Origin of the sequence: Caballeronia sp. Lep1P3 (assembly GCF_022879595.1) — a bacterium.
In the GTDB taxonomy this organism is placed as follows: Bacteria; Pseudomonadota; Gammaproteobacteria; order Burkholderiales; family Burkholderiaceae; genus Caballeronia.
The window spans coordinates 2,931,932-2,956,862 of record NZ_CP084265.1 but is presented as its reverse complement, the minus strand read 5'-3'; the positions used below and the strand labels follow the sequence as shown (position 1 = coordinate 2,956,862).

Annotated in this window: 22 protein-coding genes, 4 pseudogenes and 1 riboswitch; of the genes and pseudogenes, 7 read left to right on the top strand and 19 right to left on the bottom strand. The window is 62.7% G+C overall.

Annotated elements, in window-relative coordinates; genetic code table 11:
* Positions 1 to 10 precede the first annotated feature (10 nt).
* Genes LDZ27_RS13885 through LDZ27_RS13870 form a run of 4 tightly spaced genes read right to left on the bottom strand, consistent with a single transcriptional unit; the run spans position 11 to position 4,242 of the window.
* Positions 11 to 1,204, bottom strand: a complete 1,194-nt coding sequence (locus tag LDZ27_RS13885) for an acetyl-CoA C-acetyltransferase (RefSeq protein WP_244814636.1) — start codon at positions 1,202 to 1,204, stop codon at positions 11 to 13.
* Complete coding sequence (can, locus tag LDZ27_RS13880; RefSeq protein ID WP_244814635.1) at positions 1,197 to 1,973, bottom strand: carbonate dehydratase; 777 nt, start codon at positions 1,971 to 1,973, stop codon at positions 1,197 to 1,199. The genes LDZ27_RS13885 and can overlap by 8 nt, the downstream gene beginning before the upstream one ends.
* A gap of 41 nt (positions 1,974 to 2,014) precedes the next feature.
* Positions 2,015 to 3,808: a bifunctional isocitrate dehydrogenase kinase/phosphatase gene (gene aceK / locus LDZ27_RS13875; protein WP_244814634.1), complete on the bottom strand. Its 1,794-nt coding sequence runs from the start codon at positions 3,806 to 3,808 to the stop codon at positions 2,015 to 2,017.
* A gap of 11 nt (positions 3,809 to 3,819) precedes the next feature.
* Entirely contained in the window at positions 3,820 to 4,242 is a 423-nt protein-coding gene (locus LDZ27_RS13870; protein WP_244814633.1) for a MerR family DNA-binding transcriptional regulator, read from the bottom strand.
* Between the two features lie 114 nt (positions 4,243 to 4,356).
* Between LDZ27_RS13870 and LDZ27_RS13865 the strand changes: the two genes are divergently transcribed.
* On the top strand, positions 4,357 to 5,430 hold the full coding sequence (locus tag LDZ27_RS13865) for an MBL fold metallo-hydrolase (protein WP_244814632.1): 1,074 nt from the start codon (positions 4,357 to 4,359) through the stop codon (positions 5,428 to 5,430).
* Positions 5,431 to 5,439: 9 nt separating this feature from the next.
* On the opposite strand, the gene LDZ27_RS13860 is transcribed toward LDZ27_RS13865, so the two are convergent.
* Positions 5,440 to 7,023 carry an ABC transporter substrate-binding protein gene (locus LDZ27_RS13860; RefSeq protein ID WP_244814631.1) on the bottom strand — a complete coding sequence of 528 codons (1,584 nt, stop codon included), beginning with the start codon at positions 7,021 to 7,023 and terminating at the stop codon, positions 5,440 to 5,442.
* A gap of 198 nt (positions 7,024 to 7,221) precedes the next feature.
* Positions 7,222 to 7,395, top strand: a riboswitch (yybP-ykoY riboswitch).
* 87 nt (positions 7,396 to 7,482) lie between these two features.
* Here LDZ27_RS13860 and LDZ27_RS13855 point away from each other — a divergent pair.
* The gene (locus LDZ27_RS13855) at positions 7,483 to 8,493 is read left to right on the top strand and encodes a sodium:calcium antiporter (protein ID WP_244814630.1); all 1,011 of its coding nucleotides are present in this window, start codon (positions 7,483 to 7,485) and stop codon (positions 8,491 to 8,493) included.
* A gap of 165 nt (positions 8,494 to 8,658) precedes the next feature.
* Here LDZ27_RS13855 and LDZ27_RS13850 read toward each other — a convergent pair whose 3' ends face one another.
* From LDZ27_RS13850 to LDZ27_RS29025, 4 genes and pseudogenes are all read right to left on the bottom strand, one after another.
* Positions 8,659 to 8,958: a flagellar protein FliT gene (locus tag LDZ27_RS13850; protein WP_244814629.1), complete on the bottom strand. Its 300-nt coding sequence runs from the start codon at positions 8,956 to 8,958 to the stop codon at positions 8,659 to 8,661.
* A 10-nt stretch (positions 8,959 to 8,968) separates the two neighbouring features.
* Positions 8,969 to 10,480, bottom strand: coding sequence for a flagellar filament capping protein FliD (fliD, locus tag LDZ27_RS13845; protein ID WP_244814628.1), 1,512 nt, complete (start codon positions 10,478 to 10,480; stop codon positions 8,969 to 8,971).
* Positions 10,481 to 10,663: 183 nt separating this feature from the next.
* Positions 10,664 to 11,545, bottom strand: coding sequence for a flagellin (locus tag LDZ27_RS29030; RefSeq protein ID WP_370653402.1), 882 nt, complete (start codon positions 11,543 to 11,545; stop codon positions 10,664 to 10,666).
* Positions 11,546 to 11,761: 216 nt separating this feature from the next.
* A pseudogene (locus LDZ27_RS29025) lies at positions 11,762 to 12,538 on the bottom strand (flagellin); the annotation flags it as partial.
* A 236-nt stretch (positions 12,539 to 12,774) separates the two neighbouring features.
* Here LDZ27_RS29025 and LDZ27_RS13835 point away from each other — a divergent pair.
* Both LDZ27_RS13835 and rpsU read left to right on the top strand, forming a co-directional pair.
* The gene (locus LDZ27_RS13835) at positions 12,775 to 13,725 is read left to right on the top strand and encodes an aldo/keto reductase (protein WP_244814626.1); all 951 of its coding nucleotides are present in this window, start codon (positions 12,775 to 12,777) and stop codon (positions 13,723 to 13,725) included.
* A 361-nt stretch (positions 13,726 to 14,086) separates the two neighbouring features.
* Positions 14,087 to 14,299: a 30S ribosomal protein S21 gene (gene rpsU, locus LDZ27_RS13830; RefSeq protein ID WP_244814625.1), complete on the top strand. Its 213-nt coding sequence runs from the start codon at positions 14,087 to 14,089 to the stop codon at positions 14,297 to 14,299.
* Positions 14,300 to 14,423: 124 nt separating this feature from the next.
* On the opposite strand, the gene LDZ27_RS13825 is transcribed toward rpsU, so the two are convergent.
* From LDZ27_RS13825 to LDZ27_RS13815, 3 genes are all read right to left on the bottom strand, one after another.
* On the bottom strand, positions 14,424 to 14,801 hold the full coding sequence (locus LDZ27_RS13825) for a hypothetical protein (protein ID WP_244814624.1): 378 nt from the start codon (positions 14,799 to 14,801) through the stop codon (positions 14,424 to 14,426).
* Between the two features lie 15 nt (positions 14,802 to 14,816).
* Entirely contained in the window at positions 14,817 to 15,242 is a 426-nt protein-coding gene (locus tag LDZ27_RS13820; RefSeq protein WP_244814623.1) for a hypothetical protein, read from the bottom strand.
* A gap of 431 nt (positions 15,243 to 15,673) precedes the next feature.
* A complete protein-coding gene (locus LDZ27_RS13815; RefSeq protein ID WP_244814622.1) occupies positions 15,674 to 16,279 on the bottom strand; it encodes a DNA-3-methyladenine glycosylase I in 606 nt (201 codons plus the stop codon).
* A 108-nt stretch (positions 16,280 to 16,387) separates the two neighbouring features.
* On the opposite strand from LDZ27_RS13815, the gene LDZ27_RS13810 reads away from it, so the two are divergent.
* Together LDZ27_RS13810 and LDZ27_RS13805 are read left to right on the top strand one after the other, a co-directional pair.
* Positions 16,388 to 17,296 (top strand): BadF/BadG/BcrA/BcrD ATPase family protein, encoded by a 909-nt coding sequence (locus LDZ27_RS13810; protein ID WP_244814621.1) that lies wholly within the window; start codon positions 16,388 to 16,390, stop codon positions 17,294 to 17,296.
* A 50-nt stretch (positions 17,297 to 17,346) separates the two neighbouring features.
* A complete protein-coding gene (locus tag LDZ27_RS13805) occupies positions 17,347 to 18,174 on the top strand; it encodes a Cof-type HAD-IIB family hydrolase (protein WP_244814620.1) in 828 nt (275 codons plus the stop codon).
* A 58-nt stretch (positions 18,175 to 18,232) separates the two neighbouring features.
* Here LDZ27_RS13805 and LDZ27_RS13800 read toward each other — a convergent pair whose 3' ends face one another.
* Complete coding sequence (locus LDZ27_RS13800) at positions 18,233 to 18,568, bottom strand: hypothetical protein (RefSeq protein WP_244814619.1); 336 nt, start codon at positions 18,566 to 18,568, stop codon at positions 18,233 to 18,235.
* Between the two features lie 291 nt (positions 18,569 to 18,859).
* Positions 18,860 to 19,348: pseudogene (locus LDZ27_RS13795) on the bottom strand (aquaporin); the annotation flags it as partial.
* A 124-nt stretch (positions 19,349 to 19,472) separates the two neighbouring features.
* Here LDZ27_RS13795 and LDZ27_RS13790 point away from each other — a divergent pair.
* Positions 19,473 to 20,668, top strand: a pseudogene (locus LDZ27_RS13790) (IS256 family transposase).
* 129 nt (positions 20,669 to 20,797) lie between these two features.
* Here LDZ27_RS13790 and LDZ27_RS13785 read toward each other — a convergent pair.
* From LDZ27_RS13785 to LDZ27_RS13765, 5 genes and pseudogenes are all read right to left on the bottom strand, one after another.
* Entirely contained in the window at positions 20,798 to 22,378 is a 1,581-nt protein-coding gene (locus tag LDZ27_RS13785) for an IS66 family transposase (RefSeq protein ID WP_244814112.1), read from the bottom strand.
* 31 nt (positions 22,379 to 22,409) lie between these two features.
* Positions 22,410 to 22,763: an IS66 family insertion sequence element accessory protein TnpB gene (tnpB, locus tag LDZ27_RS13780; protein ID WP_244814113.1), complete on the bottom strand. Its 354-nt coding sequence runs from the start codon at positions 22,761 to 22,763 to the stop codon at positions 22,410 to 22,412.
* Entirely contained in the window at positions 22,739 to 23,239 is a 501-nt protein-coding gene (locus LDZ27_RS13775; protein ID WP_244814114.1) for a transposase, read from the bottom strand. Before LDZ27_RS13775 ends, tnpB begins: the two co-directional genes overlap by 25 nt.
* Before the next feature lie 132 nt (positions 23,240 to 23,371).
* Positions 23,372 to 23,623 (bottom strand): annotated as a pseudogene (locus tag LDZ27_RS13770) (aquaporin); the annotation flags it as partial.
* A 239-nt stretch (positions 23,624 to 23,862) separates the two neighbouring features.
* The gene (locus tag LDZ27_RS13765) at positions 23,863 to 24,927 is read right to left on the bottom strand and encodes a glycosyltransferase family 4 protein (protein ID WP_244814618.1); all 1,065 of its coding nucleotides are present in this window, start codon (positions 24,925 to 24,927) and stop codon (positions 23,863 to 23,865) included.
* Positions 24,928 to 24,931: the final 4 nt, after the last annotated feature.

Sequence of the window (24,931 nt, the reverse complement as noted above, 5' to 3'; positions counted from 1 at the left end):
GTCGTTGGCTTTAGATCAATTCGATGCCCATCGCCGTCGCTTCGCCGCCGCCGATGCACAGCGACGCCACGCCGCGCTTCAGTCCGCGCGTGCGCAATGCGCCGATCAGCGTGACGAGAATCCGCGCGCCCGACGCGCCGATCGGATGCCCGAGCGCGCACGCGCCGCCGTTCACGTTGACCTTGTCGTGCGGAAGATCGTGCTCGCGCATCGCGGCCATCGTGACGACGGCGAACGCTTCGTTGATCTCGTACAGGTCGACATCGCGAGCACGCCAGCCGTTCTTCTCGAAGAGCTTGCGGATAGCACCGACAGGCGCCGTCGTGAAAAGCGCCGGCTGCTGCGCGAACGTCGCATGGCCGGCGACGCGCGCAACGGGCGTTACGCCGAGACGCCGCGCGGTGGACTCGCGCATCATCACGAGCGCCGCCGCGCCATCCGAAATCGACGACGAATTCGCCGCCGTCACCGTGCCGTCCTTCGCGAATGCGGGCTTGAGCGACGCGATCTTCTCGATGTTCGCCTTGAACGGCTGCTCGTCGCGATCGACGATCGTTTCGCCCTTCTTTCCCTGCACGGCGACCGGCGCGATCTCCCATTCGAACGAGCCGTCCTCGTTCGCACGCTTCGCGCGGCGCAGCGATTCGACCGCGAACGCATCCTGCGATTCGCGCGAGAACGCATACGACGACGCGCACTGCTCCGCGAACGTGCCCATCAGCCGGCCCTTTTCGTAGGCGTCTTCGAGGCCGTCGAGGAACATGTGGTCGAGCACTTGTCCGTGTCCCATGCGCATGCCGCCGCGCGCCTTCGGCAGCAGATACGGCGCGTTCGTCATGCTTTCCATGCCGCCCGCGACGATCACGCTGGCGGAATCCGCGAGCAGCATGTCGTGCGCGAACATCGCGGCGCGCATGCCCGAGCCGCACATCTTGTTGATCGTCGTGCAGCCGGTGGAAAGCGGCAAGCCCGCGCCGAGCGCGGCCTGTCGCGCGGGCGCCTGGCCTTGTCCCGCGGGCAGCACGCAACCCATGATGGCTTCGTCGATCTGCTCGGGGCTCACACCCGCGCGTTCGACGGCCGCGCGGATCGCCGCCGCGCCGAGTTGCGGCGCGGCGAGCGCGGCGAAATCGCCCTGAAAGGCGGCCATCGGCGTGCGTGCCGCCGAGACGATGACGACGGCATCCGACTGTGTCTCACTCATGTTTCAGCTCCTTTATCACGCCCTGAATAACGGCGGGGATATCGCCGAGGCGCGCCGCATCGGACGCGATCACGTCGTTCTCCGCCGCATGTGCGCCGTCGCGCTTCAACGCGGCGAGGCACGATTGATAGGTGGATTCCACCGCTTCCTGCGCGCTGATCATCATGCCCAGATTGCGTAGACGGCCATCGTGCACGCCATACGTCCAGCCGTGCACGGTGAGTTCCTGCCCGCGCGCCCATGCGTCGTTGACGATGGTCGTGCGGCATACGTTGAGCGTCTGCTCGATCGTATTCAGTTCGACGAGCCGGCGATGCCGCGCTTCGCCCATCGGCCATTCGTCGAGCAGCGCGGCGTGCTTCTCGCGCACGTCCTCGACGTGTCGCAGCCAGTTGTCCGCAAGGCCGACGCGCCGCCCGACGAGCGCCGCGCCCACGCCCGAGCAACCGTAATGGCCGACGACCATGATGTGCTTGACCTTCAGGAGATCGACGGCGAACTGGATCACCGAAAGACAGTTGAGGTCCGAATGCACGACCACGTTCGCGATGTTTCTATGTACGAACACTTCGCCCGGCGGCAACCCGATGATCTGGTTGGCCGGCACGCGTGAATCGGAGCAGCCGATCCACAGATATTCCGGCGCCTGCTGATGCGCGAGGCGCGTGAAGAACTCGCCGTCTTCCGCGAGCTTGCGTGTGACCCACGTCTGATTGTTGTCGAAGAGATGGGCGAGCGGGTTGGCGGCTTCGTTGGTTCGGTCAGTCATGGTTGGTCTGATGTTGCGTCGGATGATTCATCGCGCGGGCGTCATGCCGCGCGCGCCGATGCCTTCTCGAAGCGCTCCGGATAGCGGACGCGGAATCGGATGGCCCGGTCGTAAGGAAAGAAATCGGCAAGCTCGCCGCGCAGCAGTTGCTCCTTGTGACGCTGCCATAGCGCAGGGTCGAAGAAGTCCGCGTGATGACGCATGAACGCTTCGCGCACGCGCGGATCGCCGAGCAGGAACGTGCCGTATGTTTCGGGAAAGATGTCGTGCGGACCGACCGTATACCACGGTTCGTCCGCGAGTTCGTCCTCCTCGTTGCGCGGCGGCGGCACGCGTCGGATGTTGCAGTCGGTGAGATATTCGATCTCGTCGTAATCGTAGAACACCACACGGCCATGCCGCGTCACGCCGAAGTTCTTGTACAGCATGTCGCCGGGAAAGATGTTGGCCTGCATCAGCTGCTTGATGGCATCGCCGTATTCGCGGATGCCGTGATCGATGTCGTCCGCGCCGCCGTTCTGCAGGAAGAGATTGAGCGGCACCATGCGGCGCTCGATATACACATGCTTGATGACGAGCTTGTCGCCTTCGTATTCGATCATCGAAGGCGCATCTTTCTCCAGTTCGCGAATGAGCGCGTGATCGAGGCGCGCGAGCGGCAGCGCGACGCTCGAATATTCGAGCGTATCGGCCATGCGCCCGAGGCGGTCGTGACGCTTCACGAGTTGATACTTGTCCTGGATCTTCTCGCGCGTCGTGTCTTTCGGCGGCGGAAACGTGTCCTTGATGAGCTTGAACACATAGGGAAACGACGGCAGCGTGAACACGATCATCACGAGCCCCTTGATGCCCGGCGCGATGATGAACGGATCGCTCGAATGCTTCAGGTGATGCAGAAGGTCGCGATAGAACAGATTCTTGCCCTGCTTCTGCAGCCCGAGCGACGTGTAGATTTCCGCGTTCGGCTTGCCCGGCATGATGGTGCGCAGAAACTGCACATACGCGGACGGCACTTCCATGTCCACGAGAAAGTACGAGTGCGCGAAGCTGAAGATGATGAGCAACTGCTGCCGTTCGAGCAGCACGGTATCGAGCGCGAGCATTCCCGGTTGCGCATGACGAATGGCGATGGCGAAGGGCAGAAGCGAATCGCCATGAATGACGCGCCCGACGATATACGCCGCCTTGTTGCGAAAGAAGAGCGACGACAGCGCGTGAATCTGAAAGTTGGGCGCGGGCGGCAAGTCTCCGAACGCGCTCTTCATGGAATCGACCACGCACTGCACGTCGCGCGTGAGATCCTCGAAAGGTACATCGAGCTGAAAATTGGTGACGATGCGCTCGAGCGTCGCGGCGAGCCCGTCCTTGTCCGGGTAATACGCGCGATACGTCGGCTTCGCGGCGGGCTCGTCGTTTTCGATGTATTCCGTCGAAATCGCGGGCCGCACGAAAATGAAATCGTTGTTGAAATACGAGCGATGCAGAATTTTGCAGCACACCGAATTAAAAAACGTCTCCGCGCATTCCGGCTGGCGGTGCGTCGTCAGCAAGCCGATGTAGTGGAGCTTGATCTGCTGCCAAAGCTCGTCGTCGATATGCTCGGCGTCGTATCGTTCTTCGAGGCGCATCACGCACTCCGCGACGCGTTCGTCATACGACGTGATGCGCTCGCGCGCGAGTTGCGCGAGCGCGTGCCAGTCGCCGCGTTCGAATAACAGCTTCGCGTCGATGGCGGCCTCGCGGAACACGCGGTAATGCCGGTTGAAGCCTTCGAGCAGCGTCTGCGCGACATCGAAGCCGATTTCCGACGACAGCAGCTTGGGGAAGTGATTCATGGCGGCTCACATCATGCGGCTTTCGAGCGGCGCGCGCGTTTGTCGATGCCGGCCGCGAGCAGCGCGCGGCCCTGCTTTTCGTAGGCGGCAAGCTCCGATAGCGTCGTGTTGAGATCGTCGAGCTGGCGTTCGAGCACTTCGCGATGCGCGGCGATGGTATCGACGAACGCGCGCAGTTGCGTCGCCGTGCCTGTGGGCGAATCGTAAAGATCGAGCAGCGTGCGAATCTCGGAGAGCGTGAAGCCGAGCCGCTTGCCGCGCAGCGTCAGCTTCAGGCGCGTGCGGTCGCGCGCCGAATAGACGCGCCGCAGACCGTTCGCGCCTTCGCGTCGCGGCGCGAGCAGGCCCTGGTCTTCGTAGAAACGGATGGCGCGCGGCGTGACGTCGAATTCGCGCGCCAGTTCGGTGATCGTGTAATGCGTGGTTTGAGTCATTGCAGAAGCGGCGCGCGTAAGTGCACTGGATGCACATGCAACGTTAGAATGACGTTTACGTTATCGTCAACCTCGCCGGATTGCAACGCGGCGCAACCCTCACAGCACCGACCGATGAACGCACTCGAACATCAGCTCGAATATGTATTTGCCGACGAATTGCCCGCATCCGGCGAAGTGAAGGAAGTCGCGCCGGGCGTCCGTTGGCTGCGCATGCCGCTGCCTTTCGCGCTCGATCACATCAATCTATGGCTGCTGCGCGACGAAATCGACGGCGTCGAGGGCTGGACGGTGATCGATTGCGGCATTGCGAGCGACGAGATTCGCGCGAACTGGGAGCGCGTATTCGATACCGCGCTCGACGGCCTTCCGGTGCTGCGCGTGATCGTCACGCACTGCCATCCGGATCATCTCGGTCTCGCGGACTGGGTCTGCCGTGGCGGTGAGAAGAAGCGCTGGAACGCGCGCCTATGGATGTCGCTCGGCGAATACGCGATGGGCCGCGTGATGGCCGCGGGCGACGGCTCGAACGCGGGCGGCGAGCGCGCGGCGCGGCACTTCGCGGCGCACGGCATGACGGACGAGGCATCGCTCGAAGCGTTGAGAAAGCGCGACAGCTACTATCCGACGCTCGTGCCTTCGATTCCGCCGGCGTTTCGCCGTATCCGCGATGGCGAGCGCCTGCGTATCGGCGCGCGCGAATGGGAAGTCGTGGCGGGCTACGGTCATTCGCCTGAACATAGCGCGCTGTATTGCGCGGCTGACAAGCTGCTCATTTCGGGCGACATGGTCTTGCCGCGCATTTCGACCAACGTGTCCGTGTTCGCGATCGAGCCGGAAGGCAATCCGCTTGCGTTGTATCTGGAGTCGCTCGCGCGCTACGAGTCCATGCCCGCCGACGTGCTCGCGCTGCCTTCGCATGGCAAGCCGTTTCGCGGCGTGCAGACGCGCATCGCGCAGTTGCGGGAGCATCATCGCGCGCGGCTTGCGGAAGTGCGCGACGCGTGCGCGGAGAAGCCGCGTAGCGCCGCGGACATCGTGCCGATCATGTTCAGGCGAAAGCTCGATGTGCATCAGATGACGTTCGCGCTCGGCGAAGCGCTCGCGCATCTGAACATGCTCTGGCTCGATGGCGTGCTCGTGCGTCGGGCTGGCGATGATGGGGTAGTACGCTTTTCGCCCGCCTGACGCTCCCGATTACTGCACCGTCACGCCCGCAAAATTCTGCCTCCCAAACGGACTGACGTTATACCCGCTGACATTCGCGCGCGTGATCGCGGCGGCCGTCGGATACACGAGCGGAATCCACAGCGCCTGATCGTGAATGATCTTCTGCGCCTCCACATACGCCTTCGTGCGCTTCGCGACCTCGGGCGTCGCCTTGCCGTCCGCGATGAGCTTGTCGAGTTGCGGATCGCAGAAGCGCGCGAAGTTGATGCCCGACTTCACCGCATTGCAGCTGAATAGCGGCGAGAGATAGTTGTCCGGATCGCCGTTATCGCCGGCCCAGCCCATGAAGAGCATGTCGTGCTGACCCTGCTTCGCTTCCTTGATGAGCTCGCCCCATTCGATCACCTTCACCTGCGCCTTCACGCCGATCTTCGCGAGGTCGGCCTGCAGCAACTCGGCGCCCGCTTTCGGATTCGGATTGAGCACGCTGCCGTTCGGCCGCACCCAGATGGTCGTCTCGAAGCCGTTCGGAAGGCCGGCGTCCGCAAGCAGCTTCTTCGCGCGATCGACGGAATACGGATACGCCTGCACGCTCTTGTCATAGCTCCATGTGTTCGGCGGATAGGGATTCACGGCGGCCGTCGCTGTGTTGTCGAAGACGGTCTTCATGTACGTTGCGCGATCGAACGCCATGTTGAGCGCCTGGCGCACCTTCGGATTGTCGAGCGGCTTCTTCTGCGTATTGAGCGCGACGAACGCCGTCATGAACGCGGGCGTCTCGCTCACTTTCAGCGACTTGTCCTTCTTCGCGTCGAGCACGTCCTGCGGTTTCGGCGACAGCGCGATCTGGCATTCGCCCGCCTTGATCTTCTGCGCGCGCACGGCGGCATCGGGCGTGATCGCGTAGATCAGGCGATCAACCTTCGGCTTCGCGCCCCAATACGTCGGATTCACGTCGTAGCGAATCACCGAATCCTTCGTGTAGCTCTTCAGCACGAATGGCCCTGTGCCGATGGGCTTGCTGTTGAGATCGACCTCTTTGTTCGCTTTCGCGAGCTGATCCGCGTATTGCGCCGAATAGATCGACGCGAAGCCCATCGTGAGAATCGGCACGAAGGTCGCGTTCGGCTCGTTCAACTGGAATCTGACCGTCTGGTCGTCGACCTTCGTGACGGCCTTGATGAGTTTCACGAGCCCCATCGACTGCGCATGCGGAAAGCCGCTTGCGCCCGCCACCTTGTGCCACGGATTGTTCTCCGACAACATGCGCTCGAACGTGAAGACGACATCGTCGGCATCGAGCGGGCGCGTCGGCTTAAAGTAATCGGTTGTCTGGAACTGCACGTTCGGCCGCAGATGGAACGTGTAGCTGAGGCCATCGCTCGATACTTCCCATTTGTCGGCGAGCGCCGGCGCGACTTTCTTCGCGGCTTCGTCGTAGGAGACGAGTGTGTTGAAGATCACGTCCGCCGATGCGTTCGTCGTCACGAGCGAGTTGAACTGCACGACATCGAAGCCGTCAGGACTCGATTCCGTGCACACCGTGAGCGGCTTGGCGAAGGCAAGCACGGGCGCGGCCATCACAAGGGCCGCGATGAATTTGAGGCGCATAGGATCTCCTGTGACTGCGGTCACAGCCTGTTCGTTGTTGTCGATGGATTGACGGTGACGCGGGATGCCGAGCAAGCACCGCGCCCGCGCGCGTAGATTAACGAAGCGCGCAACGGGCGACAACGAATCATTGCGCATACCGATATGGCCTCGCACCGGGGCATCGGCTTGCCGAACATGGCGCATCACGCTAAACTGGCCCCCGTCTTTGGGGAGTAGCCTTCCTTCCGCTTGCGAAGGAGAACGCGTCAACATCCTCGGCTCTCACGCCGTGGCGCGTTCGACCGGTCCGGTTTGGCGAGACCATTGATGCGCTATGTCGTTCTTGGTCGGACGGCGCGTGGCGCATCATGGTTCGCTTGCGTCCGACCGTGGAATCATCGTGTCCCCACAACTCCAACATCTCTTCTTGTCCGGCGCATGCGCCGCGCCTCGTCATCGTTCAATGCGAGGTGCCGCATGACGATGCTCTTTCTCGAGCTCGCGCTGATGCTCGCCATCATCCTCGTCGCGTCCGAGCTTTTTACGAACGCGCTGGAACATCTCGGCGAGCGGCTCGGCATATCGGAAGGCGTGACGGGCTCGCTTTTCGCGGCGGTCGGCACGGCGTTGCCGGAGACGACGGTGCCGATCATCGCGCTATTGGGCGGCACGGCGAGCCGCGCGGTCAATGAAGAAATCGGCGTCGGCGCGATACTCGGCGCGCCGCTGATGCTCGCCACGCTGTCCACATTTCTGATGACGCTTGCCATCGTCAAATCGCGCGGACTGGGCGGCGTGATCGCGCCCGAGCGCAGTGGCTTCACGCGCGATCTCAACTTCTTTCTCTTCGCGTTCCTGATCGCGGCCGGAGCGATGTTCGTGCCGCATCACGCGTGGCAGGTGCGCGCGCTCTTTGCCGCCGGGCTCGTGGCCTTGTACGTGATCTATGTGATTTCGACGTTCAGGGCATCGGCGAATCTCGTCGAAAGCGGACACGGCACCGAAGCGCCCGAGACGTTGTTCATGTCGCGCGTGGGGCTGAAGACGAATCTCGGGTCGATCGTGCTGCAGTTTCTCGTCGGCATCGTGCTGCTCGTGGGCGGCGCGAAGGGCTTCATTCATGGCGTCGAAGGCGTATCGCAGGCGCTGGGCATATCGGCGCTGCTGCTTTCGCTCATCATCATTCCGATTGCGACCGAGCTGCCCGAGAAAGTAAATAGCATTCTCTGGGCGCGGCGCGGCAAGGACACGCTCGCGTTTGGGAACATCACCGGCGCGATGGTGTTTCAGGGAACGTTGCTGCCGGCCATCGGCATCATGTTGACGCCCTGGGAGCCACGCGTGGAGGTGCTGACTGGCGTGCTGATCACGCTCGCGGCGGCGGCGTGGCTGCGGTTCAACGCGCGGGGGAAGGGCGTGGCGCTGTGGGCGTTGCTCGGCAACGGCGTGCTGTATTTGGCTTATTTGACGTTGACGCTGGGGAGGTAAGCCGATGTCGCGGCGTTTCCTTGTCCGATTCGCCGCGACGCTCGACGCATTCGCAGAAAACAAAAACGCCCGCACGAAGCGGGCGCCAATCGAACCACCGCGTCGGACTGCAACGCGTCGTTCTAGTTGTTCTTATTCCGTTTAACGGCGTTTCAAAGCAGAACTTTAGAACCGCGCCGCCTGTTGATACCGCCCGGCGGCTTTGGCGCGTTCCATCGACTGCCGATACCCCGCCGCGAGCATCGTCTGCGCGGCTTGCGCGCGCGTCATCAACGATTCCATGCTCGCCTGAATTCTGCGAATCGTCGTGAGGGATTCTTCCGGCTGATCCGCTTCGATCGCCATGACGAGCGGCGTGCGCGATGCAGTGAGTTCGGCGGCGCGCGTCCAGTCCTGCGCGGTCACGGCGGCTTCGATCGCTTCGGTCAGCGCCCATGCGCGCTGGATGATTTCGTGCTGTTGCATGATGCGGTCCTCAGGACTTGTTATCGGACATCGCGCCCGCGCTGTTCGTGCCGCCGAAGAGGGCGGTCAGGTAGCTCGATTGCGTGGACATGCTCGACATCAGCGTGTTGAGCGCGGTGAACTGATTGTTGTAATCCGTCGTCAGCTGCGCGGTGTACGCGGTGAGCTGCGTCTGTTGATCGGCGATGCTGGACAGGTCGTCGTTCAGCGCGGTCGTGCGCGTGTCGATGATGCCGCCCGTCGCGAGGAACGAGGTGAGGCTATTGTTGAGCGAAGCCGCGACGCCGTCGGTCGAGTTGAAGAGCTTCGCGACCGTGCCGCCGTTGTTGGTAAGCGCGGTGGAGAGGGCGTCGTCGTCGGTGGACAACGTGCCGTCCGGCTGCAGCGTGATGCCGATCGATGCCAAATTCACAGCGCCCGACCCCGAGCCGATCGCCTTGCTGATCGTGCTGGAGATCGTGTTCTTGATCGTGTTCATCATCGAGTCGCCCAGCAGCGCGCCTTGCGTGCTGGCGGTCGAATCGTACGACGTCAGCGACGACGCCGTGCTGATGAAGTTGTTGTACGCGGTGACGAAGGAGGTGATCGCGGTCTTCAGGCTGTCGGTGTCCTGGCCGATGGTCAGGGTTTGCTTCTGGCCGACCGAGTCCGCGGTGAGATTGATGGTGACGCCGGAAACCGCTTCCTTGATCGTGTTGCTCGCGCTCGACACGTTAGTGCCCGCGATCGTCATATGCGCGTCCGAGCCGGCTGTCGTCAGCGTCCAGGTACCGCCGCCCGTCGCATCGCTGGAGATTTCGGTCTTGCTGTAATCAGTGGAGCCCGCAGCTACCGTCGACGGCGTCGACTTCACCTGAAACGACTTGAGCGTATCGCTGCTTGACGAATCGACGTCGATATTGATGCCGTTGTTGACGCCGGTCGACGTCGAGCGCAACACGAGGTGCTGCCCGTCCGAGCCGTTGACGACGGTCGCCGTGACGCCCGGATTGTCGGATGCCGAATTGATCGCCGATGCCATGCCCGACAGCGTGTTGTTGGTGTCGTCGATCTTGATCGTGCTGCTCTTGCCGTTGACAGTGAGCGTCATCGAGCCGGTGCCGATCGAACTGGCATCGATCGTCCCGGACGTGAGCGTCTGCGCCGTGGCGAGATTGCCGACGCTGACGTCGTAACTGCCGGCGACCGCATCGGTGTCGGCGCTCGCGGTGATGCCCTTGCCATCGGCGGTCGCGGTGAAGGCGCCGAGCGCCGTGCCGTTCGACAGATTCGTGAGCGAGCTTTGCAGCAGCGACATCACCGACTTGAGCGTGCCGACCGCGGTCAACTGCGTGTTGTCGGCGGTTTGCTTGTTGTTTAGCGCGTCGGTCTGTCCTGCGACCTTCGCGTTGACGATCGCGGTGACGAGCGAATTCACGTCCATCGTCGAGTTCGTGGAACCGCTGATGATCGACTGTGCGGCCTGTTGTACGGCGCTCGTCGGGTCGACAGTGGAAGCCGTTGTCGTCGCTACGGTGGTCATGGGTGCTCCGGTCGTGTTGCTGCGCGATCGTTTGGAATAGGGCGGGAGTCGTCATCTCCCGAAAACGCGCACAGGGAGACGAGCTCCCCGGGCGCTGACTGCTTTGATGCTTTTGATGCTTTTTTACGTTCGGCGCGCATTGTACTTCGCAATGCGCGCCGGTTACTGCTTAGGCGTTGATGCTTAGCCGAGGAGCTTCAGAACCTGCTGGGGCATCGAGTTCGCTTGAGCCAGCACCGAGATACCAGCTTGTTGCAGCACTTGAGCCTTCGACAGGTTCGCGGTTTCCTGCGCGAAGTTCGCGTCGGTGATCTGCGATTGTGCCGAGGACAGGTTCGTCGACTGCGCCGTTTGCGTCGAAGCGATCGACGTGAAGCGGTTCTGCGCGGCGCCGAGGTCAGCTTGGATCGAGTTGACTGCGTTCAGTGCGTTGTCGATCGATTCGATTGCCAGGTTCGCACCGTTCGCGGCGGTCAGGTCGATATCCGAAACCTTGGGCGGCGACGCGAGTGCGGTTGCCTGGTCCAGACCAGCCTTGGCGTTCGTGGCGTTGGGGTTGGTCGCCGCGGCGAGTGCCGGGCTTGCCGTGAGCGACTTGCCGGCCGGGGCCGTTGCCGAGGTGCCGATGTTGAACAGGCCGCTCAGCGAACTGTTCAACGTTGCGTCCGTCGATTCGTTGCCCGAGCTATCCACGGCCTTGAACGTGTAACCGCCCGAACCGTTGCCGTAAATGTTGATCGACGTGAACGCAGTCGTATCGGTCGCACCGGCAACAGCGCCACCGGAGGTCAGGTTCACCGAGACGCTGCCGAGTTGCGACGTCGGACCGGTCAGAGCCGCGGACGTCGTCGTCGTGGTGTTAGCCGTCTGGATCGCCGAGAAGTCCGTGCCTGACGAGCCGGTGTCGGTGATCAGCGGGTTATCGGTAGTGCCATCCGCTTCCTTCGCAGCGAAGCCGATCGTAGCTGCCGTCGGCGTCGCACCGGCGGTCGCACTGCCCACGTCGAACAGCGACGACACGTCCGTACCGCTGATTGCGGTGGCCGAGGCACCGGTGCCGCTCATCGCCTTGAACGTGTAGGTGCCGTCACCCGCCGCGAGCACCTGAATTTCGTCAATGTCAGCCGAACCGCTGCCACCGAAGTCCGAGCTGTTCAGCGGCGTATTGATGCTGATAGTGGTAAGCGGCGTCGATGATGCCGCCGTGAAGGTGGTCGTCGTGGTGGGCGTTCCAGCAGCCGTCGTCACGTTTTTCGACACTGCCGAAGCAAGTGCGTCGGTCGTGCTGGCGATCGCGCCTTGCGCCTTCAGCGGAATGACCTTGCCCGTGCCCGTGTTAGCCGCCGCGCCGCCGAACAGCGACGTAACCGCAGTGTCGCCCAGTTTCTGGTTGTTTTGGTCGGTGAACGTGTAACCGCCCTTGCCGTCAGCCAGCACGTTGATCGACGTGATGTCTGCCTTGCCCGTACCCGAGTAGGTCTGGCCCGACGACGTCAGGCTCAGGCCGCTCAGCGTGCCGAGCGTCGAACCGCTCGTGGCTACGCCGGTGCCGAGTTGTGCTGCCGAAACGCCGTTGCTCAGATCGAGGCTGATCGTCTGACCGACGTTCGCGCCGACCTGGAAGCTCACCTTGCCAGCCGAGCCGTCGAGCACGTTCGTGCCGTTGTACGTCGTTTGCGAAGCGATACGGTTCACTTCAGCGATACGCTGCGTCACTTCCTTTTGCAGCGCTGCCTGGTCGGTCGTCGACAGCGAGCCGCTCGAAGCCTGAACGGCCAACTGGCGGATACGCTGCAGGTTGTCCGAGATCTGCGACAGGCCGGACGCCGCGGTTTGCGTCATCGACACGCCGTCGTTCGCGTTCGAGACGCCTTGGTTCAGGCCGTTGATCTGGGTCGTCATGCGCGACGCAATCGCCTGACCTGCTGCATCGTCGGCGGCGCTGTTGATGCGCTTGCCCGACGACAGGCGGGTGATGGCCGACGACAGCGCGCTCTGCGTGCTGTTGAGGTTCTGTTGAGCAACCAGCGAGTTGATGTTGCTATTGATACCGATCATTTGTTCTCTCCTGAGAGACTTGGTCTAGCTTGGCTTAGGCTTTGGCACCGAGTGTTGCCTGGCGGTCCTGCGCTCGGTGATAGCCGGCCGCCTACTTGTGGTTATCGGGCCCGTCGAAAAAAACTTAACCCCCCACGCAAACGATTCGTGCAACAAAGCGCACGGCCGCCTCCGGCAAGCGTTGCGGATCGCGCGTATCCTTTTCGATCCGTTCTTCTCACGCACACGGAGCACCCATGCAAACCCGCAGCATCGGCACTTCCGACCTCGAGGTCGCGCCGCTCGTCTTCGGCGGCAACGTCTTCGGCTGGACGGCGGACGAGCGCACGTCGTTCTCCATCCTCGACGCGTTCGTCGATCACGGCCTCAACTTCGTCGACACGGCAGACGTCTATTCCGCCTGGGTCGACGGACATCAGGGCGGCGAATCGGAAACGATCATCGGCAAGTGGTTCAAGGAAAGCGGCAAGCGCGACAAGATCGTGCTCGCGACGAAAGTCGGCATGCTCGGCACGCGCGCGGGACTGTCGGCGGCGAACATCGCGGCGGCCGTCGACGACTCGCTGCGGCGCCTGAAGACCGACTACATCGACGTCTATTTCTCGCATCTGGACGACGACAAGACGCCGCTCGACGAAACGCTCGGCGCGTACCAGAAGCTCGTTCAGGCGGGAAAGGTGCGCGTCGTCGGCGCGTCGAACTACAAGGGCGAGCGGCTGGAAGAGGCGCTTGCCGTCGCGAAGGATTCGGGGCTGCCCGCGTATCAGATTCTCCAGCCCGAGTACAACCTGTACGACCGTGAAGGGTACGAAACGGATCTCGAGCCGGTGGCCCAGAAGCACAAGATCGCCGTCGTCACGTATTTCAGTCTTGCGAGCGGCTTTCTGTCGGGCAAGTACCGCTCGAAGGAAGACATGGAAGGCAAGGCGCGCGGCTCGCGCGTCGAGAAGTATCTGAACGAGCGCGGTCTGCGTATTCTCGATGCGCTCGACGAAGTCGCGAAGCGCAACGATGCGACGCCTGCAACCGTCGCGCTCGCGTGGGTGATCGCGCGCCCGAGCGTGACCGCGCCGATCGCGAGCGCCACATCGGTGAAGCAACTGGAAAGTCTCGCTGCCGCGACGCGCCTCGAGCTGTCCACCGAAGACGTGCAAACGCTCGACCAAGCGAGCGCCTGGCAGAAATAAATCTGTTGCATCAAAGAGTTGGCGCGCTTCGAAGTGTTGGCAGGGGCGCGGTGTTCTGGTAACATCGCGCCCGAATCGAGAAATGTGCCCGATTTTGCCTTCGCCGCTGAAAATGACAACGTCGACAGCCAGCGGTGAACGGCTCTGAAATGCGCGTTCGGCAAGCTCTCGCGAACTCGCATGCCGCTCCCGGCGGCCGAATCTCAAACTCTCTCTTTTCCGGCCTCCGTGGCCGCTTTGCTCGTGTCCGTCGCGCTGCGCCTCGTTGTGCTGTGTCGTGTCCGGCGGACGATCGGAGTGCCGGCGCGCGGCGGTTTTTCCGTTGCGCACTTAGAAATACGTTTAGCAAAACAGGATTTTCATGACCACTATCGTCCTTAAAGAAAACGAGCCGTTCGACGTCGCCATTCGGCGTTTCCGTCGCACCATCGAGAAGAATGGCCTGATCGCGGAACTGCGCGAGCGCCAGTCCTACGAAAAGCCGACCACCGAGCGTAAGCGCAAGAAGGCTGCGGCCGTCTCGCGGCTGCGCAAGCGTCTGCGCAGCCAGATGCTGCCGAAGAAGATGCACTAAGCGTCTTCGCCGGGGCCGGCCAAAGCCGGTTCGCCGGCCGCGAAATGCAAAACGGCGGTGCGTCCGAGAGGGCGCACCGCCGTTTCGTTTTGGCCGGCGTTTCTCGCGCCGGGCCGCACACGGATCAAACGAATGCGTGCCGCTTGCCGAGCGCGTTCAGGAGATGCGGCCACGCTTCGACGCTCGCGTCGTCGTGAACCTCCTCCAGTTCGATCAGAAGGTCGATCACGGCCGGGTCGTAGGCATTGACGTTCGATGCATACAGCGCGCGCAGCAGCTTGCCGTCCTGCGCATGCCGATAGTACGAAATGCCGACGCCTTCGAGATCCGCTTCGTAGAGATCGTCGCGCAAGAGGGAACCGATCGCGCACTTGCGGCCGTGCGCGCTGCGCAGACGGCACGAGCCGTTGTCATCCTCGGAGACCGCGCCTTGCGCCAGCAAATGCGCGCTTACGCGTTCGTAGATGTCCTTCGGGCTCAACATCGTGATAGGGCTCAACATACGGCACCTGCACGCTTACGCAGCGGTCTTCAGAAGTTCGGCCGACAAGCAGAATTGCCGCGCGATGGAACTCAGCCGCTCGCGCCATTCCCACTTGCCGAAGACGTCGTGCACGTTCTGCAGGCACGAGAGCAATTCGACGGTGTTGGGATCGAACACGTTGATGCGCGCGCGCAGCAAGGCGCGCTTGAGCGCCATGACGCCGACATCCATATAAGCCGGCACCGCCTCGGGCGATTTCGCGAGATAGCGGATCGGCACGCCTTCCATCGCCGTGACGTAGTCGCGCGGCTTGATGTAGCTTCCGACCGGGCAGCCGCCGCAGTAGCCGCGGTAAGCGCCGCCGCCGTGCGGCAGCAAGGCAGCTTGTCCCTGCGCGAAAAGATGCTCGACCGCGTTGTTGAAAATCTCCTGATGCGTCAGGAAGTTCAAGCTTTTCATGATCTTTCTCCCCTGCGCCCCTGCGCAGCGGCCATGCGTTGAATTTAGAGCAACCTGCACCTGCGGCATCGGACGGCGCACTTCGCCGCCCCGCTACTGCTTCGAGCACGATGGTTTCCCCGGCCTTGGGACGCGGGATTTGCCCCGGCGTCCCGTACTCGCGACGAATCTCTCCACTCAATGACGATCCGCACACCGTCAGTTATAACGGTTCGGGCCGGTAAAAAGGTGCGGTAGCGCACGCGATGCCGCCATTTTTACACGACGCGCACGTTCGTGCAGCGCCGCAGAAGCACGACCCGCGCATTACTCGGCGGGCATGACGCCGTGCTTCAGTGCAATAAAACACGCGCGATTGGGAGTTTCCCTAGGCAACGCACTTTTGCGAGATGGGTGTTGCCCAAAAGCAAAACCTCCGCATCGGACGGAGCCTAATGTGCGGCTTTCAGTGCGGCTTTGCGCTTTGTCCGAGTTCGGGTGCGCGACACGCAGTCGGCGGCGTGGTCGTTCACCATGCCGGTCGCCTGCATGAACGCGTAACAGATGGTCGTGCCGACGAACTTGCAGCCGTACTGCTTGAGCGCGCGGCTGAGTGCGTCGGATTCGGGCGTCGATGCGGGCGTCGGATTGTTCGCGTCGCGCGGCGTGTCGATCGGTGCGCCGTCGAGGAAGGACCACACGAAGTCCGCGAACGAGCCGTGTTCGGCCTGAATGCGCTGCACGGCTTGCGCATTGACAATGGCCGATGCGATCTTCGCGCGATTGCGAACCACGCGAGCGTCGCCGACGATCCGCTCGGCGTCCTTCTCCGTGAAGCGCGCGACCGTGTCGATGTCGAAGCCGGCGAAGAGCGCGCGATAGCCATCGCGCTTGTTGAGAATGGTCGACCACGAAAGCCCCGCCTGCGCGCCTTCGAGCACCAGCATTTCGAACAGGTGGCGATCGTCGTGCGAAGGCACGCCCCATTCGGTGTCATGATAGTGCGCCATCGCGTCGGTCGTGGCCCAGGCGCAGCGGGTTGGCTCGGTGACTGGCATTGCGGCTCCTCGTTCTGAATCGCGCCAGCATAGCGGAAGGGCGAATGCGCGCCACCTCGGCCATTCGGCTAATTGGCGGCCCGCGCGGGCGCCGCTATGCTTGCGGCCATGAACACTTTCACAGACTCGACATTCGACGGCTTCCTGCTCGGCATCGACGGCGGCGGAAGCGGCACGCGCGTGATTCTCGCGGATGCGCGCGGCGTGGAACTCGCGCGCGCCACCGGCGGCCCTTCAGGGCTCGCGCTGGGCGTCGAGCGCGCGTGGCAGTCCATCGGCGATGCGTGCAAGCGCGCCTTCGACGCCGCGTCGCTCGCGTTCGACTGGCGCGACTGCGCCCTCGGCTGCGGTCTCGCGGGCGTCAACAACGCGGACTGGCTCGCGGCCTTTCTCGGCTCGGCGCCGCCGGTTCGGGCGCTCGGCGTCGAAAGCGACGCGTACACGACTGTCCTCGGCGCCCACGGTGGCGAGCCGGGCGTAATCGTCGCGCTCGGGACGGGCAGCATCGCGGCGTCGCTGGATCGCGCAGGCGCGTGCCGCATCGCGGGCGGCTACGGCTTTCCAAGCGGCGACGAAGCGAGCGGCGCGTGGCTCGGCCTGCGCGCGGTGGTTCATTTGCAGCGCGTGCTCGATGGCCGCCTTCCCGCCGATGACTGGTCGCGCGCGCTTCTGCGGCATACGGGCGCAACCGATCGCGACAGTCTCGTCGTCTGGCTGTGCGCCTCGAATCAGACGGCTTACGCGACGCTCGCGCCGTGCGTCTTCGAGTTCCGCGATCATCCCGCTGCCGCGCAACTGCTCGCGCAAGCCGGACGCGAGATCGAGATGCTCGTCGCCGCTCTCGATCCGGCGGGCGTGATGCCGGTCGCGCTCTGCGGCGGGCTCGCCGCGCCGTATGAACCGTTGGTGCCGGCGGCATTGCGCGAACGGCTGCGCGCACCACTTGCCGATTCCGCCGCTGGCGCGCTGGAACTGGCGCGGCGCGCGGGGACGCATCGGAAGCGCACGCTAGAATAGCCAGCTCCGCGCTCGCTTCCTTTGACTTAATCCGCTCAAACAGGGCAGTCATGTATTCGGTCATCGCCACTGATCTCGACGGTACGCTTCTCAACAGCGACCACCAGCTCGACCCGTTCACCGCGCAAACGCTGCGCACGCTCGCATCGCGCGGCGTGCCGATCATCATCGCGACGGGGCGGCATTATCGCGATGTCGCGGGCATTCGCGATCTGCTCGGCATCGACGCGTATCTCATCACGTCGAACGGCGCGCGCGTTCACGCACCCGGCGACGAGCGCATCTATTCCCGCGATCTCGCGCCGTCGGCGGTGCGCCGTCTCGTGCAGCCGGACGTCGCGGGCGCGCACGGGCGCGTGATCGTCAATCTGTTCGCCGACGACGCCTGGCTCATCGACCGCCACGCTCCCGAGCTGCTCGTCTTCCATCAGGACTCCGGTTTCAAATACGAAGTGATGGACCTGCGCGAACACGACGGCGAGAACATCGCGAAGGTGCTGTATATCGGCGAGCCCGCCGATCTGAAGGAAGTCGCCGCCAATCTGGAAAGCGAATTCGGCGATTCACTCTACGTCACCTACTCGCTGCCGGATTGCCTCGAAGTCATGACATCGGACGTTTCGAAGGGCCGCGCGCTGCGCTCCGTGCTGGAGCGGCTCGACATCGATCCGGCGCATTGCGTCGCTTTCGGCGACAACATGAACGACATCGACTTGCTGGAAACGGCCGGTCATCCCTTCATGATGAACAACGCGAATCCGGACCTCATCGCGCGTCTGCCGCAGGTGCCGCGCATCGGCAACAACTTCGAAGCCGGCGTCGCGCATCAATTGCGCAAGCTCTTCGGCATTCGCGACGAACTGTCGTCACCGCGATAAATCATTGCCACGGCTGCCTCTGCGAGCGAAGTTTCCCGCCCGCCGGCAGCCGCCGGCCTTACCCGCGACGGCCCCAGCCGTTCGACTGGCCGTGGTCCCAGCCGGTGCGGTTCCATTGGCCGCTGTCGTGACCATTGTCGTGGCGGTAATCGCGGCCATAATCGCGGCCGTGATCGCGGTCCCAGCGCGGTTCGTCATGGCGCCAGTACGACGCGCCATAAACCGGCGCGGCGGGGCGGGCATAAACGGGCGCGGGCGCGACATAAGTCGGCGCGGCATAAGCGGGCGCTCCGAGCGACAGCCCGATGTGGACATCGCTATGTGCCTGAGCAGCCCCGACGGCACCGAGTACAAGGCCAGACGCGACGAGCAGATGGGTGACGATGCGCTTCATGGTGTTTCTCCTGGAAAGCGACGTGTGTCGCATGAGTCCAATGTAAGCGCTTGCTGTCTTACACGCTTCGACGACTTGTTACCGCGTGCAAGCGGTGCGAAAGAATGCGCCGGAGCGCGCGATAACGCCGCGAGCCTTGTGCCGTGCGGCTCCCGCGCGCGTCGACGTGTCCAATTCGAACGAGCGCACTGAATTCACGAGCCCGTTTGCGTAATCACGCATTACATCTGTCGCGCCGTTTTAATGCAAAACGGGCGCCGAAGCGCCCGTTTCGTTTGCCGCATGCCGCCGTTATCGGGCGACCGCGCTCAGCTTGCGCGTTTCGCGCTCGGCGCTCAGCAGCGGATACACCACGCCGGCGACGATGGCGCCCGCAATCGGCGCAATCCAGAAGAGCCACAACTGGTCGAGCGCCCAGCCGCCGACGAAGAACGCCGGGCCGGTCGAGCGCGCCGGGTTCACGGACGTGTTCGTCACCGGAATCGAGATCAGGTGAATGAGCGTCAGGCACAGGCCGATGGCGATCGGCGCGAAGCCTTTGGGCGCGCGTTCGTCGGTGGCGCCGAGAATGACGAACAGGAAGAAGAACGTCATCAGGAACTCGCAGACGAGCGCCGCGAACATCGAGTAATGCACGGGCGAATGCTCGCCGAAGCCGTTGGCCGCGAAGCCGCTCGCGACGAGATCGAAGCCCGGCAAGCCGGTGGCGATCAGCTTGAGCGCAAAGGCGCCGAGCGTCGCGCCGATCACTTGCGCGACGATGTACGGCGCGAGGTCGCGCACGGTAATGTGCCGAGAAGTGTGCAGAAAGTTCGGAGGCAGGAAGATGCCAAAGAAAGGGGTGGCCGTGGTGTAAGTTGATGAATGTCGAGTTCCTCAACCTGCCCTCGGGAGGGCTTGCACCATGGCCACGACCAAGCGTAGTACGATCCGGCAGCCAGTGGAAGCGCTGGTTGCCGGCGACCGCGACCTGATGAAGGCGCTCATGAAGGATGCGCTTCAGGAAGTGCTCGAAGCGGAGATGACCGAGCTGCTGGGGCATTACCCAACGAGCGGACCGAAACACGCAGTGGCTATCGAGCCGGTTACTACGGCCGCGGGCTGGTGACGCGCATCGGCAAGCTGGAGCTGCGCGTGCCGCGTGATCGGCATGGCGAATTCTCCACCGCCTTGTTCGAGCGCTATGCACGCAGCGAGAAAGCATTGGTGGCCGCGCTCGCGGAGATGTACGTGCAGGGCGTCTCGACCCGCAAGGTCAAGGCGATTACCGAAGAGCTATGCGGTCACAGCTTCTCGGCCTCAGCGATCTCCGCCATCAACAAAGGGCTCGACGCGACGCTGGCGAAATTCGCGCACCGGCCGCTCGAGGAAGCGTATCCGTATCTGATCGTCGATGCGCGCTATGAGAAGGTGCGCCAATCAGGCGTGATTCGCTCGCAGGCGGTGCTGATTGCCATTGGCATCAACTGGGAAGGTCATCGGCAAGTGCTGGCCGTGGAGCTGGCGAACCGCGAGAGCCATTCGAGCTGGAAGGAGTTCTTGCTGGGGCTGAAAAAGCGCGGGCTCTCAGGCGTGGAGTTCGTCGCCTCGGACGATCATGCGGGCCTGAAGAAGGCCATCGGCGAGGTGCTTCCTGAGGCCGCCTGGCAGCGCTGCTACGTGCACTTTCTGCGTAATGCACTGGACTATCTGCCACGCAAGGCCGACGACGACTGCTTGCAGGAGTTGCGCTGGATGTACGACCGACGCGATCTGCAGGAGGCGCAGCGAGATCTCGCGGCGTGGATTATCAAATGGCAGGGCAAATATCCGAAGCTCGTGGATTGGGTTGAAGGCAACATTGCTGAGACGCTGACGTTCTACCGGCTGCCGCGCGCGCATCACAAGCATTTGAAGTCGACCAACATGCTCGAGCGATTGAATGAAGAGATCAAGCGGCGCACGCGCATCGTGAGGATCTTCCCCAACGAGGCCGCGTGTCTGCGCTTAGTCAGGGCGCTTTGCAGTGAAACGCATGAAACGTGGCTGGAGGGTAGCCGCTATCTGAACATGGCCCTGCTGGCCGAGCAGAAGAAGGAGTTCTTGCGCGCTGCTGCATAGCGGGCGTTCGGCGCTGCGGGCTACGCCCTTCGCACCGCACGCCGCAAAGAAGGATCAACCGTACGCGATCCACGAACGACGCCCCTCGGAGTAAGGTGGAGAGCGCGTGATGTGCGTCAGCAATGCGGGTCAGCGGAGATCTGCGGGCATCTTCCAAGGAAGCAGCGCGTCGTAGTCGTCAACGGTCCTCGCCAGAGGAAGACGTTGGAACAACCAGTGAAGGTAGCGATAGGGATCGATGCCCCCGGCTTTGCAGGTTTCGATCAGGCTGTAGAGGTTTGCACTTGCGTTCGCCCCCGCTACGGTGTCGCTAAAAAGCCATGAGCGGCGCCCGACGACGAAGGGGCGAATCGCATTCTCGCAAGGGTTGTTCGAGATGGCCCAAGTGCCGTTCTCGACGTAGCGGATCAGCTTCGGCCACTGCTCGCGCAGATAGGTCAGTGCCTTTCCGAGCAAACTTTTTGGTACGACGCCGGGCGACTCCGCGAGGGCTAAAGCGTAGATGGCGTCGAGTATGCGCGTGCTGTATCGACGTCGCAGTCGCTGTCGTCGCTCAGCTGCCCATTTCTTAGAGCGGGCCTCCGCAGTGAACAGCTTGCCGATCAGCGTGATGAAGCGTGTCGCGAGCAGATCGGGCGAACGCGCGGCTTTCGGCACGTTCTCCTCCGCTTTGATGAAGTACCGTCTTAGGTGTGCCCAACACCCGAGGTGCACGAGGTCGTAGCGTTGAGCGATGTCGTTGTAGGGCTCGTAGCCATCAGTCATCAGAACGGCGCCCTTGCGGATCCCCGTGAACAGCTTGTCGGCCAGCTTGGCACCGCGTCCGGGCGTATAGCTGAAGCAGCGGATGGGGATGCCTGAATTGGTCATCTGCGCCCAGAGGTAGCTCTTCGTTTGCGGCTTGCGCCCTTTCTCTTTCAGTACCTGGAACGTCGTCTCGTCACAGTAGATCAGTTCGGCATCAAGCAACGCATCGCGCATGAGGTTGATCACGGGCTGGGTCGCGAGGCCAACGCGAACCATGCTGGCGGCGATCGTGTTCGACGAGATGTCTCCGCCGAAGCGACACAGCAAACCGGCCTGGCGATAGAGCGGCACGCCGAACTGATATTTGCCGGTGGCGATCCATGCGAGCGCCGCTTCGCTCAACAGTCCGCGCGCGATGATGCGCGGCGGCGCTGGAGTGACCTTGATGCCGAGATCGCAGCACGGACACGCATATTTAACGCGCTGGTGTTGGATCACTCGAAGCTGCTCGGGGATCACATCGAGCTGCTCGCTGATCTCCGCGCCGATCTCGACGAGCGCTTGTCCATCGTTCGTGCAAAAGCGTTCGGCTTCGGGCAGTTCGTGCCGCACGACCTCGCGCGGTAGATTGGGATCAAGCGGCTTGCGGTGACCGCGCTTCTTGCGCTTGTGCGCGCCAACCGTCGTCTCCGGCGTGTCTTCTTGAGCAGGCGCGCTGTTCGCGCCGAGCACCTCGGCTTCGTTGAACAAGCCAAGTTGATCAGAATCTCGTGCCTCGCTCTTGGCGCCGAACAGTTCGCGACGGTAGGCTCGGAGTCGCTCCTCAGCAAGATCGCGCTCTGCGGTCATAAGCCGCAAGGCGCCGCGTAAGGCCTCCTGTTCTTCTCGCAATGCACGAGCAGCATCGCGCTCGGCGAGCAACGCCTTCAATTCCTCGGCGGTGATCGTGACATTGATCGGCATGGCCGGTTAGACCGGCGCACGGCCTCACTGTTCAGCTCACGCGGCGATATTCCTGCTTCGGATGCCGTCGTATCGCGGTGATGTCATCGCCATCGAGCAACGCGTGCAACACGTTGCTCGTCATCGTCACGATCTCAGCCTTGTTGTCTGGCCAGATGAAGTGGCTGCTCTCCAATCGTTTTATAAAAAGCCAGAAACCACTGCCGTCCCAGCCAAGTATCTTTATCCGGTCACGACGTCGGTTTCCGAAGATGTAAAGCGACGTGTCCATCGGATTTAGGCGCATCGACTGCTCGACGAGAATCGACAGACTGTTCATGCCGTAGCGGAAGTCGACAGGATCGCGGTGCAGGTAGACCTTCAGATTATCGTCGAACCGGAACACGGCATCCTCCCGAGCATCTGGACCACGGTGGTCAGCTCGTCGATGGTCGCCTCTGCGATGTCGAACTCAACACCGTTAGGCAAACGTATGTGCAAGGCAACCGTGATCGATGGTGTGCGCGCGGACACCGCTCGTTCAACCGTCACAGCCCCCTGAACGACCGGTACAAATGGTGATGGCACGTCGGTCGCGTCAGTCCGCAAGGCAGGCGGCGTGACATCAAGCGATGCCCTGTCTGCTGGTCTCAGTTCCTTATCCGCCGAATTCCGCGCCGCATGTGTCTTCTGATAGCGCGTGATCCACTCGCGCAACAGATTCGGGTTCAAGCCGTATTGCATCGCCGTCCGGGCTATCGAAACGCCGGACGTCATGCACAACTGGACCAGTTCCTCGCGGGCTTGCGGATCGTATTCCCGGCGACCATCCCGTTTCGCGCCGACTACCAGACGGCTACGCAAGTCTCGATCTTCTGTCATGTACTCTCATCCCAGCTGTCCACGTGGACAGGTAGCATCAGAGAATCACTCGTCCATTGCTAGGGCGTCCCTTAAGGACCGCATACGATCAACCGAAACCACCGGCATCCGGTTTCTGCACAACTTGACGCACAGAACTTCGCGCACCGGGAAACGGCCCGCCGCCGCGAGACCGATGCTCACCGCCGGATTCAGATGGCAGCCCGAGATGTGACCGATGGCGAACGCCATGGTGAGTACGGTCAGGCCGAACGCCAGCGAGACGCCCGCGAACCCGATGCCGAGTTGGGGAAAGGCAGCGGCCAGTACGGCGCTTCCGCAACCGCCCAGCACGAGCCAGAAAGTACCGAAAATTTCAGCGCCGAGACGCTTCGACAATTGCATGATCCTGCCTTCGACAATGTGAGAGATGCTTGATTTGACGCAAGAAACCGAGCGGTCTTGCGGAGCGCAGTTTAAGCGCGGCTCTTTCGGCAAACTGTCAAAAATAGTGGATCTCTGCGTTTTTCTCGCACGGCGACGCAATCTTCGGACTTCTCCTTGTTCGGTGGACGAAACAAAAACGCCGCCCGAAAGGGCGGCGTTGCGTGACTGCCGACTACAGCGCGTGAAACGGGGGTCGTTTAGCCGAGGGCGACCTGACGAAGCACCGGGCGCTTCGCGGCCTGAAGCATCGCCGCGTAGGTGTCGACGTAGTTCTGCGCCATCGTCTGCGCGCTGAAGCGCCGCTCGAACTGCGCGCGAATCTCCGTGCGCGACAACTCGTCGATGCGTTGCAGCGCGCCGACTGCGCCCTGCACGTCTTCGCAGATGAAGCCGGTCACGCCGTGGTCGATCACTTCGGGCACCGAGCCGCGGTTGAACGCGATCACCGGCGTGCCGCACGCCATCGATTCGATCATCACGAGGCCGAACGGCTCGTTCCAGTCGATCGGGAAGAGCAGCGCCTTCGCACCCGAAAGAAACTCCGGCTTCTGCGCTTCGTTGATTTCGCCGATGAATTCGACATGCGCCTGCGACAGGAGCGGCTCGATGGTCGACTTGAAATAGTCCTGATCCACCTTGTCCACCTTCGCCGCGATCTTCAGCGGCAGCCCGCTTTGCGCCGCGATCTTGATAGCCAGATCGGCGCGCTTTTCCGGGCAGATGCGGCCGAGAAACGCCAGATATTCGGGCTTCTTCTCCGGCTGCGGCGTCAGCAGATTCTCGGGCAGGCCGTGATAGACCGTGTTCAGCCAGTTCGCCTGCGGCAGCGGCCCGCGCTGGTTGTCCGAAATCGAGATGACGTTCGCCTTCGTGAACGTGTTGAACATCGGCTGCAGTTCCGGCAGATCGAGGCGGCCGTGCAGGGTCGTGACGAACGGCGTGTCGAGCTGCGTGAAAAGCGGGAACGGCATGTAGTCGAGGTGAAAGTGCAGCACGTCGAATTCGTGCGCGCGGCGGCGGACCGTTTCCAGCAGCAGCATGTGCGGCGCGAGCGGATCGCGGATCGTCGGATCGAGCCGCAAGGCGCGCGGCCACGCGGCTTCGAGCGTCGCCCGGGTTTGCGAATCGCCGCTTGCGAACAAGGTTACATCGTGGCCGAGGTCGACGAGCGCATCCGTCAGATAGGACACCACGCGCTCAGTGCCGCCGTAAAACTTCGGGGGGACTGCTTCGTGCAACGGTGCAATTTGTGCGATTCGCATAACG

What these genes read in the sequence shown, in the direction of transcription:
- fliD (WP_244814628.1), bottom strand. Translation starts at nt 10,480, where the DNA reads ATGACCACCGTAGCGACGACAACGGCTTCCACTGTCGACCCGACGAGC.
- LDZ27_RS29030 (WP_370653402.1), bottom strand. Translation starts at nt 11,545, where the DNA reads ATGAGCGGCACCGGTGCCTCGGCCACCGCAATCAGCGGTACGGACGTG.
- aceK (WP_244814634.1), bottom strand. Translation starts at nt 3,808, where the DNA reads ATGAATCACTTCCCCAAGCTGCTGTCGTCGGAAATCGGCTTCGATGTC.
- LDZ27_RS13815 (WP_244814622.1), bottom strand. Translation starts at nt 16,279, where the DNA reads ATGCCAGTCACCGAGCCAACCCGCTGCGCCTGGGCCACGACCGACGCG.
- LDZ27_RS13825 (WP_244814624.1), bottom strand. Translation starts at nt 14,801, where the DNA reads ATGTTGAGCCCTATCACGATGTTGAGCCCGAAGGACATCTACGAACGC.
- LDZ27_RS13865 (WP_244814632.1), top strand. Translation starts at nt 4,357, where the DNA reads ATGAACGCACTCGAACATCAGCTCGAATATGTATTTGCCGACGAATTG.
- LDZ27_RS13870 (WP_244814633.1), bottom strand. Translation starts at nt 4,242, where the DNA reads ATGACTCAAACCACGCATTACACGATCACCGAACTGGCGCGCGAATTC.
- LDZ27_RS13800 (WP_244814619.1), bottom strand. Translation starts at nt 18,568, where the DNA reads ATGAAGCGCATCGTCACCCATCTGCTCGTCGCGTCTGGCCTTGTACTC.
- LDZ27_RS13785 (WP_244814112.1), bottom strand. Translation starts at nt 22,378, where the DNA reads ATGCCGATCAATGTCACGATCACCGCCGAGGAATTGAAGGCGTTGCTC.
- LDZ27_RS13850 (WP_244814629.1), bottom strand. Translation starts at nt 8,958, where the DNA reads ATGCAACAGCACGAAATCATCCAGCGCGCATGGGCGCTGACCGAAGCG.
- LDZ27_RS13805 (WP_244814620.1), top strand. Translation starts at nt 17,347, where the DNA reads ATGTATTCGGTCATCGCCACTGATCTCGACGGTACGCTTCTCAACAGC.
- LDZ27_RS13860 (WP_244814631.1), bottom strand. Translation starts at nt 7,023, where the DNA reads ATGCGCCTCAAATTCATCGCGGCCCTTGTGATGGCCGCGCCCGTGCTT.
- LDZ27_RS13885 (WP_244814636.1), bottom strand. Translation starts at nt 1,204, where the DNA reads ATGAGTGAGACACAGTCGGATGCCGTCGTCATCGTCTCGGCGGCACGC.
- LDZ27_RS13835 (WP_244814626.1), top strand. Translation starts at nt 12,775, where the DNA reads ATGCAAACCCGCAGCATCGGCACTTCCGACCTCGAGGTCGCGCCGCTC.
- LDZ27_RS13855 (WP_244814630.1), top strand. Translation starts at nt 7,483, where the DNA reads ATGACGATGCTCTTTCTCGAGCTCGCGCTGATGCTCGCCATCATCCTC.
- rpsU (WP_244814625.1), top strand. Translation starts at nt 14,087, where the DNA reads ATGACCACTATCGTCCTTAAAGAAAACGAGCCGTTCGACGTCGCCATT.
- can (WP_244814635.1), bottom strand. Translation starts at nt 1,973, where the DNA reads ATGACTGACCGAACCAACGAAGCCGCCAACCCGCTCGCCCATCTCTTC.
- LDZ27_RS13810 (WP_244814621.1), top strand. Translation starts at nt 16,388, where the DNA reads ATGAACACTTTCACAGACTCGACATTCGACGGCTTCCTGCTCGGCATC.
- LDZ27_RS13820 (WP_244814623.1), bottom strand. Translation starts at nt 15,242, where the DNA reads ATGAAAAGCTTGAACTTCCTGACGCATCAGGAGATTTTCAACAACGCG.
- LDZ27_RS13775 (WP_244814114.1), bottom strand. Translation starts at nt 23,239, where the DNA reads ATGACAGAAGATCGAGACTTGCGTAGCCGTCTGGTAGTCGGCGCGAAA.
- LDZ27_RS13765 (WP_244814618.1), bottom strand. Translation starts at nt 24,927, where the DNA reads ATGCGAATCGCACAAATTGCACCGTTGCACGAAGCAGTCCCCCCGAAG.